Here is a 13,517-nt window from a genome sequence, read left to right on the forward strand (position 1 = left end):
ATATTTTTAGCGGCATATAAATGCTAACACATATGAAGAGAATACTGGTAGTAGACGATGATATTGAGGTTTTAGAAACCATACAATTAATACTGGAAATCGGAGGATTTAAAGTTTCGGCACTGAATGATGGCGAAGAAATTTTTAACAGAATCGAAAAATTTAGCCCTGATTTAATCTTATTGGATATTTCTCTTGGGCATATAGATGGGCGTGTGCTATGCGAACAGTTAAAATCAATTGAAAGTACCTCTAAAATTCCAATATTACTGATTTCTGGTTTATACGATCCAAAAGATTTTACCACCTTAAACTACGGTCAGGACGATTTCTTATCAAAACCATTCCAAATGGATGTATTGCTTAAAAAGATCACTAAAATTCTTTCACTGGAAGAAGATAAACCAAGTTTTCTTTTAAATTAAGTTAATCCAAAATTAAAATATTTAGCCAAGAGGATTTTTAAATCTGCTTGGCTTTTTTATTTAAAAAAATAAAATTTATCTTCCTATCGGACAAATTACTTACCATGATACCAAGCAATGAATGGTTAAAAACCTGGAACGAGAAGCGTATTTTATTAGCCTGCCCCAATAACCTGAATGATTATTTTGAGGAAACCTCGGTAGCTGGTAAACAAATAGATCACCTAGAACTGGGAAGTGTTTCTATTCCAACAGGAGAAATACTGGTCAGAGATCCACTTGTATATGTTCAAAAAGATGCTGAACCGTATTTAATTAAAGTCCCCAGAGGCGAATTTCCGGTAACTACAGCCGTAGTTGTTCCCCATGGTGAAGATTGTGCCAGATATGCTGCCGTTAAAGTGCAATTTACAGCTTATGATGCGATACGCTTTGAGGAGGCACTAATAGGCACAGAAGACCTTGTTGATTTTAACGAAGGAGAATTTTTTGGTTTTAATGTAGATGCAGGCTTAGCGTGTATATTGGATAAAGAAACGTTAAACCATTTCTGCGCATTTCAAGACACGTTTAATAAGGAGAATCCCGGCAAGAATCTGTATGATGATTACTTCGCTGCACTTTTCGCAAGTAATTATGCTGAAAACCCTGATTACCAACGTGAAGGTGGCGATTGGATCAACTGGACAATCCCCGGAACTAAATATCATATCCCATTTTTTCAAAGTGGCTTTGGTGATGGTACCTACCCTGTTTACTATGGTTTTGACATCGATGACAATATTTGCGCACTAATTATTCAGTTTATTGATATTGAGCTGGCTTACGGAGAAGAGGAGTAAATTTCAATTCAACAATAATGAGGCGGTATCAAAAAGTTAAATTCGATCCGAATTGTCTCGTTGTCAAAAGGACTCCTACGGAGAGCTTATCGAAACGCTCTACTAAGGCTATTTAATGTAGTCCTTCAACAGGCTCAAGATGACGACAATCTATATTAGGAGACAGCCACACGGAATCATATACGAATCGTGGAATAGGCGCTATGAGTGGAACCCCCTCCTAGGGGCACAGCACTATCTAATCTAAACCCGATGGCACGAATGCCCCCGATTAAGCACTTCTTTTTATTATGCTATCATGTGCTTGCTTGTTTCACAGGTTTTCATCGGGGCAGAAGGTACAGCGGGACTAACACCAATAGAAATACTGGCTTTGCTTTCCAGATCATTATTTAACTGTGTAATAATAAAAATAACCAGTGGACTGTGAAACACAGACCATGGAATCAGAAATTGGCTTCGCAAATGACGACTCTCGCGACTGTCATTTTGGCAAACAAATTCTTTTGGAACAACCCTTGTTATGCAGGATATAGATTAAACAATTTATTTACATATGAGCATACAGGAAAAAGGAAATATCTCTATACATACCGAGAATATTTTCCCGATAATTAAGAAGTTTTTATACTCTGATAACGAAATTTTTCTTCGTGAGTTGGTTTCTAACGCAGTAGATGCAGTCCAGAAAATTAAAAGACTAGGTTCATTAGGTCAGTTTAATGGCGAAGTTGGTCAACCATTGGTGCAAGTTGCAGTTGATAAGGATGCAAAAACCATTACCATTAGCGATAATGGCTTGGGGATGACTGCCGAAGAGATAAAAAAATACATTAACCAGGTTGCATTTTCTGGCGCAAGTGAGTTTGTAGAGAAATTTAAAGATGCTAAAGATGCCAATGAAATCATCGGTAAATTCGGTTTAGGTTTCTACTCGGCCTTTATGGTTGCAGATTTAGTTGAGATTCAAACATTATCATACCAGGATGGCGCTGAACCTGCACGTTGGGTTTGCGATGGCAGTACAGAATTTGAAATTACTGAAGGCACTAAAGCTACACGTGGTACTGATATTATTCTCCATGTAAACAAAGATTCTGAAGAGTTTTTAGAAGAAAGTAAACTGCAGGAAATTCTTGATAAATACGCTAAATTTTTACCGGTTCCAATTAAGTTTGGTACAAAAACAGAATCGGTTGAAGATGGTGTTGATGAAGAAGGTAAAGCAAAGTATAACGATTTTGAGGTTGATAACATTATCAATACCACTAACCCGATCTGGACAAAAGCTCCTGCAGATTTGTCAGACGAGGATTATTTAAACTTTTACCGCGAATTATATCCATTTAGTGAAGAACCATTATTCTGGATCCACCTAAATGTTGATTATCCTTTTAATTTAACAGGCGTACTGTATTTCCCTAAGTTGAAAAACGATTTCGAAATGCAGCGCAACAAAATCAAATTGTACTCTCGTCAGGTATTTATTACCGATGAGGTTAAAGATATTGTTCCTGAATTTTTGATGTTATTACACGGTGTAATCGATTCTCCTGATATTCCGTTAAATGTATCGCGTAGTTTCTTACAGGCCGACAGCAACGTTAAAAAGATCAATAACTACATTACTAAAAAGGTTGCTGATAAACTAGGTGAGTTATTTGCTAAAGACCGTAAAGCTTACGAAGATAAATGGAAAGACATTGGTCTTTTTGTAAAATACGGTATGATCAGTGAAGAGAAGTTTTACGATAAAGCTAAAGACTTTGCTTTAGTAGGCAATACCAAAAATGAGCTTTTCACACTTCCAGAGTATAAGGAGAAGGTAACAGCATTACAAACCGATAAAAACGGCACCGTGGTTTATTTATATACCAATGATGCTGCTAAACAAGATGCATTTATCCAATCGGCCAATAAAAAAGATTACGATGTTTTAGTATTGGATTCGCCAATCGACAATCACTTTATTAATCAATTGGAGCAAAAATTAGAAAAAACATCAATCAAACGTGTTGACTCTAGTGTTGCGGATAAATTAATTGAGAAAGACGAACAAAATGAGCATGTTTTAACTGAAGATCAGGTAAAAGAAGTTACTGCTATTTTTGAAAAAGCCATTACCAAACCAGGTATGCATGTAGAAATTGTGGCTTTACATCCTGAAGAATTACCAGTTACCATTACGATGGATGAGTTTATGCGCCGGATGAAAGATATGGCTGCAATGGGTGGCGGAATGGGCTTCTATGGCCAAATGCCAGACAACTATAAGGTTGCCATTAATGGAAACCATAAATTGGTAAGTAAAATTTTAAAAGCTGAAGGGGAAGAGCAGCGCAACCTGGCGAAACAAGCGGTAGATTTAGCACTTTTAGCACAAGGTATGTTAACTGGTGCAGAATTAACAGCTTTTGTAAGCAGAAGTGTAGAATTAATTTAATCAGGAAATCCTGCTATAGTTTAAAGGGAGAAATCGAATTGGTTTCTCCTTTTTTCTTTTGCGAGCGGTCATAAAAAAAGTCTTGATCAGATCAAGACTTTTGGGTAAGAATTTTCGGGAACTCTTAGATTAAAATTAATATTGTTTAGCTTGTAGCTTGCTACTATATTACATTAGTTTTATGATCTACATTGAAATAATCTTTATGATCCTCGATCATTTTAGCAATGATAGCAGCTTTAGTATCGGTTATTTTAAATTCGAATAATGGTTCTTGGTTTTTCTTTGATCTCACCATTTTCTCTGTGTAAAAGCGGTATACTAAGCCGTTGGTTAATAAACCATATTTAGCTTTTGTTTTACGGAAGTATTTAGACAGGCGTGAATCGTGAATATCTAAATTATCGTTGTGGTGTTTACATTCAACAAGTATTGTTGGTTCGCCATCTTTCATAATGGTGTAATCAACTTTTTTACTTTTTTTAACCCCAAAGTCTAGAACAGCTTCAGATTGAACCTCAGAAGGATCAAATCCTAAGATTTGGATAAAAGGCATAACCAACGCATTCCTTGTTAAATCCTCAGATTGAACTTGTGGAAGCATTTTCTTAATTCTTACGGCAAACTGCCCGATTTCGTCTTTCAATTCCATGTTGTTATCTATTATAGGTAGTTAGTTTTTTAAATTGTATTGGTTAAATACCGAATTTGCAGTGATAATAATTTGATCTAAACTTTGTTTATCAAAAAAATTTCTGTTCAACATATCAACCATATAAGTTAATTTATTGATATCAGTTGCTCGCATGGTAAACTGAAAACTTTTCATGCCATCTTTTATCGCCTGCTGAACGTAGTTACGTACAACCAGGAAAGATTTTCTGAATGCATATTCACCATCTAATTGCCCCTTAACTGGGTTTTGTCCATCAAGATTGCTATATTCATTTTGCATTCTTTGGTACATATCTGCGTTGATTCCTTGATTTTTAAGAACCCCCTTATAGTAGATCTTATTAAGTAAATATTCGTATTCGTTGTGTTTCATGTGGAGGCTTGGTAGATGTAGGGGAATGTTTCTTTTGCTTTCGTTATTTTTTGGTTTTTAATAAATCTTTAACCCAGTATTGTATGGCCTGTTTATAATTATATTATCTACAGGCTACACAAGATTGGGCAGGCAGATGTTTTTCACAATTAGTAGTTTTCACTGCTAATTATTTTGTTTTTGGCAAACAGTTTAAAGATTATAAAAAGAAGGGGTCTGGATAATTTTTTTACATCAACTACCCAGAATATTACACGAAACCTAGGTTTTTTTTAGATGAAACCTGGGATAAGTTTTTTTAGTGCATTTGTTAATTCAATTCATTTTTATTTAACTTGCATTCAAATCAAATAAAACAAACATATTTATACTCATGAATCTAAAATGCGTTGTTATAGACGACGAGCAACATGCAATCGAAGTATTAACTGACCACATTGCAGAAATGCCTGGTTTAACAGTTTTTAAAACTTTTACCAGCCCTGTCCAAGCACTTACTGAGATCAGTATTGAGGACGAAATTGATTTATTGTTTATGGATATTGATATGCCAGGAATCAATGGATTGGAACTGGCTAAAAATATCAGAGAAAAAGCAAAATATTTGATTTTCACTACTGCTCATCCTGATTATGCCCTGCAGGCATTTGATGTACAATCAGATCAGTACTTATTAAAACCTATTTCCTTTGCGAAATTTGCACTGGGTATTGACAGGATTTTAAAAAAGGAAGCAAATAATCCCAAGGTTAGCACGAAAGAAGCTGATCAGGTAGCGGCCCTTTATATTAAAGGCGACCATAAATATGCTTTTTCTAACATCGCTATTGACGAAATACTTTACATCAAAGCGCTACAGAATTATATACAGATTATTACTAAATCTGAAACCCACACTACCTATCTTACACTTAAGGAAATTGAAAAGGCCTTAGAAAACCACGCATTTATCCGTGTTAATAAATCGAACATTGTTGCTAAAGCGGCAATTAAAAAAGTAGATGGAAATATAATCCGTTTGGTAAATAACGAGATGATCCAAATTGGCGAAGGTTATAAAGAAGCTTTCTTCGCCTATGTACAGAGCAGTTTGTTAAAATCTAATCGAAATCAATAGTGTATTAAATTACAACTAACCAACTGGTAGTTACTACCGATTGGCCCATATCAGTTGGGTTAGTAGAAAAATTATTTCTTGCTGCTATATTTTTATAAATGAAAACAGTTTTTTTGGTGAGTTTAATGGTTTTCATAAAATATTAAGTTAAAGGTATAAATTATTGTTAATTAGATCACATTAATCCAGCTAGTAGTTACTACTGATTGCCCCATGTCTGTTGGATTAGTAGAAAAATTATTCTGACCTTTAATGTTTTTATATACAAAAACAGTTTTTTTAGCAAGTTTAGCAGTAGTTGTTGTGTGTTGAACTTTCATGGTGTATGTCTTTTATTGTTGTTAATTATTATTGTTATTAATTTCAGTAAAGGTGCAACAGAAAAACAGACAGCACTACTTTTTTACACAAACCCTAGCTTTTAGGAGATAAAAACCCCATTTTAATAGATTTAAGAATAAAAAATGACTCTTTTAAACATCAAAGCATTCTTTAATAAGTACAGATTACACTTCATCATTTGGGGCTTTTATATTATTTATGAGATCTTAAGTCTAGGTTTTTCGACAAAATTTCAGCCTCTAGGAATCTACTTACTGGTGTATATCGCCAATGTAAGTATCTTCTATTCTCAAGCATTTTTACTACAGAAAATTGCAAGCGAGAAAAATGACTATCTCAAATTTGTCAAGATTCCGCTTCTAATTATAATAATGCTTCTGGCGTATATTACTTTAAGTTATATTCTTGTATTAATATTTGGCAACATCGGCTTAATACCCCACGAATCGTGGAATTTTATTAGTGTCAGATTCATATTATCTTGTCTGTACCGGGCAATTTCGTACATAGTATTGGCTACCGGTTATGTTTATATTATCAAATCATTTCAGGATCAGAAGAAAGTAGAAGCATTAGAACGAGAAAACCTAGTTACCCAAATAGAAAAACAGGCATTGGAGAACGACCTTGTGCAATCGCAGAATAATTATCTGCGGAGTCAGATCAATCCACACTTTCTATTTAATACTTTAAACTTTATTTATAACGACGCCCGCAAAAAGGCACCTATGGCAGCAGATGCAATTATGAATCTGGCCGAAATGATGCGTTATGCCTTAAAACGTCCTGAAGCATCAGAGATGGTTCCACTAAGTGAAGAAATTGAGCAAATTGAACACCTGATCAATCTCCATAAACTCCGAACGGCTAACACAATTAATCTGGAACTTGAGGTAACGGGCGATATGTTCGGATTAAGATTTCCACCGCTTATCTTATTAACTTTGGTTGAGAACATATTTAAGCATGGAAATGTTTCTCACTCTACTCAACCGGCCCTTATTAAAATTGCTTACGAAAAGGATAACCTTAATATCAGTACCATAAACATGATTAATGATAATAAGGGCAAACAGACCGAAAGCCATCATGTAGGAATTGAAAATATAGGCAAGCGTCTTAGTAGTTTCTATGGCAATGATTATATATTCAGGTATTACAAAGACCCGCTTAACCGGTATATTACTGAAATAAGTGTAGCTGTTGTTAACCCCTTGGCCAAGTTAAACCGTTAAGCTTTCATTGCATTTTGACGCTGAATATCTTTTAGCAGAAAATAGTACATTATCATTTCATGTGTCCGCTGATCTCTGCTGAAAAGTCTGTTTACGTGCATATGGATTAAATCGGTTAATAGCTTTAGTGCGTTTTCGGGAGCACATTGTTTAAGAACTTTGATAAACGAATCCGAAAACTCATCGAAGCCCTGCGCCTGCGCTGTTGTTAATACCGTCCATTCTGTTTTACGAAACTCCTGATAATAGTTGTTTAATTGTTTAAAATCGGCAGCATCTAATCGATGTTCCTCATTAAAACTATCAGACATTAATTTCACGATCTTATTGATAGCCAGCTTATCTATAATGTTAGAGTCGATAATATTAGAAATTAAAAGGCTACACAATTTATATTTGTTGAAATCATCGGTCTGAGTTTCTAAAAGCGATAATACAAATTCGCTATCTACGGCAAAATGCTGCTCAACATCTTCAATCATGTTGCTGCCATAACGCTCTAACTCACGCTTATAGGTTTTAATCTGTACATCAGACACCAAACCTGAATTTAAAAACAATTCCAGATCATCCATGAGTTTTGATGTTAACAGCTGCCCATCCCTTGGATTGTTTAGTTGAACTCTAAACCTGATGTGGTTTCCAATTTCATTGTAGCGAATAAAAAACCACGATTTAACCTGATCAGTATGATTGGAGATGAAGGGCGCAATTATTTCTGCCAAAATCTGATCACCGCGTTGCTGGTGGCAATAAATTTCGAAATACAGCCATTCTTTACCTGGTAGGAAAAATCGTGTTACTTGAGCATTTGCCGATGTTTTAGCCAAACCGCGATAAATTTGTTCGCCATGACCTATACTTAAAACAAACTGAGCTAAATAGGGTTTAGTTGCTTCATCAACCACGATGCTGTTTTGGGGCAGTAACATTTCTTCTATGTAAGTACTTCCATGTTTTTGCAGGTATTGCAGAAAAGCATTTATATCATCGTCCTTTTGTAGTGCAAAGCATAATGTTTGATCGGATATACCTGCTTTAAAATATTCGCTAACACCTAAATTGCTCAGGTATGACCTACAGTTGTCGACGGATAGCGACTTTTGATCGGCACCTAAAAGGGCTTCTTTCTTAACCCTCCATTTATTACTGCTTAAAACAATATTTTGATATTGTAACCTTGGATAATAATCCAAATCAGGGAAAACAGTATCAAGTGGAAAGGAAAGATTTGTTTGTAAGCCTTGATGTTGCAAATCGCACAGTAACCTAAATACAGAAAGATCTGAACGGATGTAGTTGTACGCAGAAGCCATTCTTGGTACGAGCCGTTTATTTAAATGCTTGGAGCGAAGAATAATCTCTGTACCATGAATTGAAATCTGTATATCATTTAAGGCAAGTGGCGATGATGAGGTATCAAAATTTAAGATTGATAATTGATGTCCATAAATCAGTTTTCGCCTGTTTACATTATCTACATTGGCCTCCACCATATAGGCCACATCAAAAAATAGCACCTCGGGGTTTGCTTGTTGTTCTGCGCCCGCAATCTCTTTAGCATACTGTGTTACATCATCGGCTGCCATTGTAAATCTTCCGCTTAATGCATTTGATGTTGCTCCACCTATCTGTTCGATAAAAATCAAATCGTCATGAACAGACATTACCATGCTGAATGAATTTGGTAAAGCTGCTAACTTCTGATTCGGCGTCAAGGTAAGTTTGTTCAGATAAACAGTTTTACCTTTTTCAAAGTTTTGTTCTGTCAGATAAGTTTTTAAAGCTGTTTTAATATTTTCTGTCTCTGGTTTTTTCGGCGGCTTAGTATTGAAGCGTGTGATAAACTCGCTATTTTGACCAGCTTGCTCCAGCTCATGGTAGCCTACACCCATTTCGGGATCTAGTGCCAATAAAAGTGGTACTTCCTGATCTTCAAATTTCTTTTTAAACCTGATCTGAAACTGGCTAAGGGCATCTCGATCTTTTGCGGGCATCACACCATGGAGCATATTGATCAAACCCGGAATAGCCTGAAACAAACGTTCACTAATACTACCCGATAAAACTTTACGTTCGGCGATAAGATATTTTGGCAACTCAGCCGTAGCAGTAATCCCTAAACGTTCAAAATAATCATCACCTATAATATTGGGGTCGTAGTTGGTAAAAACAAGCTGTAAATCGTGCATATCCTGTAGTAAACCAAAAAGGTTTTCAGTTTCAGCATCATTTAAATTTAATTGTTTTGCCAGATCGTTAAGCCTAATCGGTGTTAAGCAAGCAGCCAATATTTGCTTTACAAAGTCGTCTTGATCTAACTCAGCAAGTTCAAAAACACCATCGGTACAGGCTATATAACGGATACTGTTGGGTGTTAAATAATAACTGCTGTTACTAAATATGAGGCAGTTCTTTCGCAGCACTTCTGCCAATGGCAATTGAATATTATTTTTATAAGGCCAATCTACCAGTTCGCGTACGTTTTGGGTTTCTTCAACTACTATTCGGCTTTCTGATTGCTTAATCGCGTTACTTAACAAACTAAAACCAGCAAAAGTTCCGTAAGGGGTTGACCGGAATTTTGCACGGTTAAAATATTTCCAGATGGTAAAATAAACTTTAGGTGGAAGATCTTTTAGTTCGTTTGCCTTTACTTCTTTTATCGTTTCGTAAAAAGCTTTGGAAGATATTGAAATGGCCAATTTTAATTCCTCCCAACAATCTACCAGTTCAGATTGATATGAAAATTTAGGTGTTCTAAAAATTATTGTTGGTTGGATATTAAGCTGCATTGAATTTAAATGATAGGCGAAAAATACAAAGATTAATTTAAAAAGTTATCAATTGACAGTTTTCAGTTTGCAGTTCCATACGCACAATCCTACAATTGTGGATTAAAAATTCAGTGGTACATAGGTCTGCGGTTAGTCGGGATTTGCAATCCCTTCTATAAGGATTTCACATTTAGTGGACTATAAATCCAGACCAGCGCACAAAAAAGCCATCTTCTTTTCAGGAAGATGGCTCACCGGGATGTTAATTGTATTTATTTTTTGGTTACTTTAAATTCTGTTCTTCTATTTTTAGCTCTTCCTGTGGGATTATCCTTTTTCTTGCGTTTCACTACGATTTCGTTTGGTGCAATTGGCATTGATTCTCCATAACCTTTAGAAGTCATTCTAGCAGCCGCAATTCCTTTACTTTCTAAATAATCGGTACAAGATTTAGCCCTCCTGTTGGATAGATCTAAGTTGTACTCATCGGTTCCGATATTGTCGGTATGAGAACCCAACTCAATTTCCATTTCGGGATTATCTTCCATAATCGGAATTAGGAAGTCTAATACTTTTTTAGAAGGCTCGGTAAGTTCGGCACTGTTAAATTCGTAATAAACATTATCCAAAGCCATTGGGATACCTAACTTGAAAGGACTTAAGCAATAATCTTTATAAATTAAGGTATCTGCTTTTGCCAATTCTTCGTAAGGATAGTTTTTAGTAATTGCGAAATAATTATCTTTCGCAAAAAGCAATTTGATTGGTCTTTTCGAATCTACTTTAAATTTGTATACGCCATCGGTGCCTGTTGTAATTTTCTGAGCACCTTCTGCATTGGTAAGTGTAACATTTGCACCTGCTAATGGCAATTTAGTTTTACAGTCAGTTAAAATACCTGCAATTGAGAAGTATCCTTTTTCCACTTCAAATACCTCTAAACAGCATGATGATTCGCGATCAGAACTGATATATCCTTTTGTTCCCTTATCATCTGTTGCAGTAAAGTAAAGATCATCTTTTGATGAGTTAAATGGATAACCTGCATTTTTTGGCTTGGTCCAATCTACAAGATCGCCTTCTGATTCAAAGAAATCGAGACCACCAAAACCTATTCTACCATCGGTACTGAACAATAACTTTTTCGTTAATGGGTTGTAATATGGTGCACGTTCATCATCTTCAGTATTAATGGTTGGACCAAAGTTTACTGCCTGCCCTAAAGATCCATCTTCGCGAACGGTACAATACCAAAGATCGTACTTACCATAACCACCGCTTCTATCAGATGAGAAAAGCAGGAATTTACCATCGCTGGTTACAAATGGTTGAGTTGAATTAAAATCTTTACTGTTTACCTGTAAACCAACTGGCAGTGGGTCTGCCCATTTATCACCTGTTTTTTTAGAAGAGTAAATGGCATATTTTTCTTTATCCTTCCAAGCTGTAAAGTACACTGTACTTCCATCAGGAGTAAAAGCAGCAGCAGCAACTTCCATGTTTTTAGGGAAACTGATATCGATTTTTCTTACTGCAATATCAGCCGAAGATAATTCGCCCTTAGCTGCATAAATATTATTTAGGAATGGATTGGTTTTAGTTGATACCTGAACTTCTCCAGCATCTGTTTTAACCATGTCTTTTTTACTACCTACAGCAACCGGACGGGATGAAGTAAAATACAACTCATTGTTGATTTTAACTGGAGCATAATTAGAGCCTAAACCATTTACATTACCAGGTACTTTTTTAACTTGTACCATGCGTGGAAAACGCATTTCTTCAATCGCAAATTTGCACGATTCGATTTCTTTTTGAGCGTCTTTTACTAAAGCATCACCAGGATTTTTTTGGATAAACTGCTGAAAAGCATCGATAGCCAGGTTAAATTTTTTATTTGCCCTTAAGCTTTCTGCATAATAATATAGCGCCTTTCTAAAACGTGTATTGGTGAAGGTGATCGCTATGGCATAATATTTTTCAGCCTCGTTAAATTCCCTATACAACCTACTAGATTCTGCAAGGTTATAAATCGATCCTTCATAATCGTCTATCACTTTATCATCAGTAGCTGATTTCCTTTCCATACCGTACGGTAAAATGGCCTGGGTACTGTCTCCAGTAATTTTTAAGGCTTTTTTATAAAAAGTAGATGCTGCATAGTAATCCTTATTTTCGAAATAAGTATCTGCAACCTTTTTATAATTCACCACATACTGTGCGTTTGCAAAACCGCCAAATGCCACTAACAAAAAGAGTAATATTTTTTTCATTTGATTAATTATAAACGTGGACAAAAGAAGTTTGGACCAATAAGACCGTTACGGCCAATTAAGGAAATCGAAAGCTCTAAACCACCGTTACTGTTAGAAGCGCGGTTGAAAGTAGAGGTATTAATATCGTAACTTAACCCGAAAACCATATTCTTTAACTGTAGGCCAACAAAGGCAATAGCAGCATCTTTATTACGATAGTTACCACCAAACAAAATGTTTGCTGATGGATTAACGTTAAGCTGTGCATAAGCACCTAACGATACCTCGTTTGTGTTACCCTGGTACATAAACAATGCATTGGGTACAATATCCAATAATTCTGAAGCCTTGATCCTCGCACCGCCATGTGCAGTAAAACGAACAGGGATACGTGAATTTGAACCAGAGAAACGATCCATAGGGCGGGTTAAGTGTGCTGCACTTGCGCCTAAGAAAACGTTTACACTTTTGTTGGGGTTACCATCAAAAAACATGATACCTGCATTTACATCAGGAACCAAAGAGGATTGAGATGAAAGAGTTTCGCCGCTCATCATACCACCATCATAACCTGAAATTGGATTAAACTGGTTACCAAACCTGGCCTGAGAGAAATCGAAACTGCGGTTAATTATACCTGCTTGTAATCCAAAGCTCACCATCTGTAAACCTTCGGCACCAAACCTTAAACGGTACGAACCCGATACCAGGGCAGACAGGTAGTTAAAATCTAACTCCCCAGCCCTTTGGTTTAAAATTGTTGCACCAAATGCGAAGTTCTTTTTCGGCGCCATATCAAAAGATGCACCGCCGGTTAAAAAAGAGCTATTTAGTGCGCTCCATTGTTGTTTAAAATTTACAGTTGCACGGTAATCGCCGTCTATTACCCCAGTTAAGGCCGGGTTAAGATATAACGGGTTTGCATAATATTGTGAAAAATGCGGATCAGTTTGTGCATAGGACTTAGCTGTGCACAGCAGCAATCCTAGCACTGCAACATATATTTTTAAAGCCGATAGTATTTTCATGGTCT

The 13,517-nt window shown here is 36.0% G+C and carries 12 protein-coding genes; 5 read left to right on the forward strand and 7 right to left on the reverse strand.

The features are described 5' to 3' along the window. Window positions 1-32: 32 nt before the first annotated feature. The 3 genes from EYS08_RS12185 (at window position 33) to htpG (ending at window position 3,710) form a co-directional block, all read left to right on the forward strand. Entirely contained in the window at window positions 33-425 is a 393-nt protein-coding gene (locus EYS08_RS12185) for a response regulator (RefSeq protein WP_051691826.1), read from the forward strand. A gap of 104 nt (window positions 426-529) precedes the next feature. Further along, on the forward strand, window positions 530-1,267 hold the full coding sequence (locus EYS08_RS12190; RefSeq protein ID WP_131030300.1) for a DUF4241 domain-containing protein: 738 nt from the start codon (window positions 530-532) through the stop codon (window positions 1,265-1,267). 556 nt (window positions 1,268-1,823) lie between these two features. Further along, window positions 1,824-3,710 carry a molecular chaperone HtpG gene (gene htpG / locus EYS08_RS12195; protein ID WP_208745850.1) on the forward strand — a complete coding sequence of 629 codons (1,887 nt, stop codon included), beginning with the start codon at window positions 1,824-1,826 and terminating at the stop codon, window positions 3,708-3,710. Between the two features lie 163 nt (window positions 3,711-3,873). Here the strand turns inward: htpG and EYS08_RS12200 are convergent, their stop codons facing one another. Both EYS08_RS12200 and EYS08_RS12205 read right to left on the reverse strand, forming a co-directional pair. Continuing rightward, window positions 3,874-4,362: a type I restriction enzyme HsdR N-terminal domain-containing protein gene (locus EYS08_RS12200; RefSeq protein WP_131030301.1), complete on the reverse strand. Its 489-nt coding sequence runs from the start codon at window positions 4,360-4,362 to the stop codon at window positions 3,874-3,876. Between the two features lie 21 nt (window positions 4,363-4,383). Then, entirely contained in the window at window positions 4,384-4,758 is a 375-nt protein-coding gene (locus tag EYS08_RS12205) for a hypothetical protein (RefSeq protein ID WP_131030302.1), read from the reverse strand. 373 nt (window positions 4,759-5,131) lie between these two features. Here EYS08_RS12205 and EYS08_RS12210 point away from each other — a divergent pair, with 373 nt between their 5' ends. Beyond that, on the forward strand, window positions 5,132-5,875 hold the full coding sequence (locus EYS08_RS12210) for a LytR/AlgR family response regulator transcription factor (protein WP_131030303.1): 744 nt from the start codon (window positions 5,132-5,134) through the stop codon (window positions 5,873-5,875). A 4-nt stretch (window positions 5,876-5,879) separates the two neighbouring features. Here EYS08_RS12210 and EYS08_RS26460 read toward each other — a convergent pair whose 3' ends face one another. Beyond that, the gene (locus tag EYS08_RS26460; RefSeq protein WP_262711730.1) at window positions 5,880-6,011 is read right to left on the reverse strand and encodes a hypothetical protein; all 132 of its coding nucleotides are present in this window, start codon (window positions 6,009-6,011) and stop codon (window positions 5,880-5,882) included. A 34-nt stretch (window positions 6,012-6,045) separates the two neighbouring features. Next, window positions 6,046-6,195 (reverse strand): hypothetical protein, encoded by a 150-nt coding sequence (locus EYS08_RS25730; RefSeq protein ID WP_165456445.1) that lies wholly within the window; start codon window positions 6,193-6,195, stop codon window positions 6,046-6,048. 393 nt (window positions 6,196-6,588) lie between these two features. On the opposite strand from EYS08_RS25730, the gene EYS08_RS12215 reads away from it, so the two are divergent. Beyond that, a complete protein-coding gene (locus tag EYS08_RS12215; RefSeq protein WP_165456446.1) occupies window positions 6,589-7,452 on the forward strand; it encodes a sensor histidine kinase in 864 nt (287 codons plus the stop codon). Here EYS08_RS12215 and EYS08_RS12220 read toward each other — a convergent pair. The 3 genes from EYS08_RS12220 to EYS08_RS12230 all read right to left on the reverse strand — a co-directional run bounded on the left by EYS08_RS12220 (window position 7,449) and on the right by EYS08_RS12230 (window position 13,512). Next, window positions 7,449-10,247 carry a lantibiotic dehydratase gene (locus tag EYS08_RS12220; RefSeq protein ID WP_131030305.1) on the reverse strand — a complete coding sequence of 933 codons (2,799 nt, stop codon included), beginning with the start codon at window positions 10,245-10,247 and terminating at the stop codon, window positions 7,449-7,451. The two genes, EYS08_RS12215 and EYS08_RS12220, sit on opposite strands and share 4 nt — an antisense overlap. Window positions 10,248-10,501: 254 nt before the next feature. Further along, the gene (locus EYS08_RS12225) at window positions 10,502-12,502 is read right to left on the reverse strand and encodes an OmpA family protein (RefSeq protein ID WP_131030306.1); all 2,001 of its coding nucleotides are present in this window, start codon (window positions 12,500-12,502) and stop codon (window positions 10,502-10,504) included. 8 nt (window positions 12,503-12,510) lie between these two features. Then, entirely contained in the window at window positions 12,511-13,512 is a 1,002-nt protein-coding gene (locus EYS08_RS12230) for a PorP/SprF family type IX secretion system membrane protein (protein ID WP_131030307.1), read from the reverse strand. Window positions 13,513-13,517: the final 5 nt, after the last annotated feature.

The organism is Pedobacter kyonggii (genome assembly GCF_004310665.1).
GTDB lineage: Bacteria > Bacteroidota > Bacteroidia > Sphingobacteriales > Sphingobacteriaceae > Pedobacter > Pedobacter kyonggii.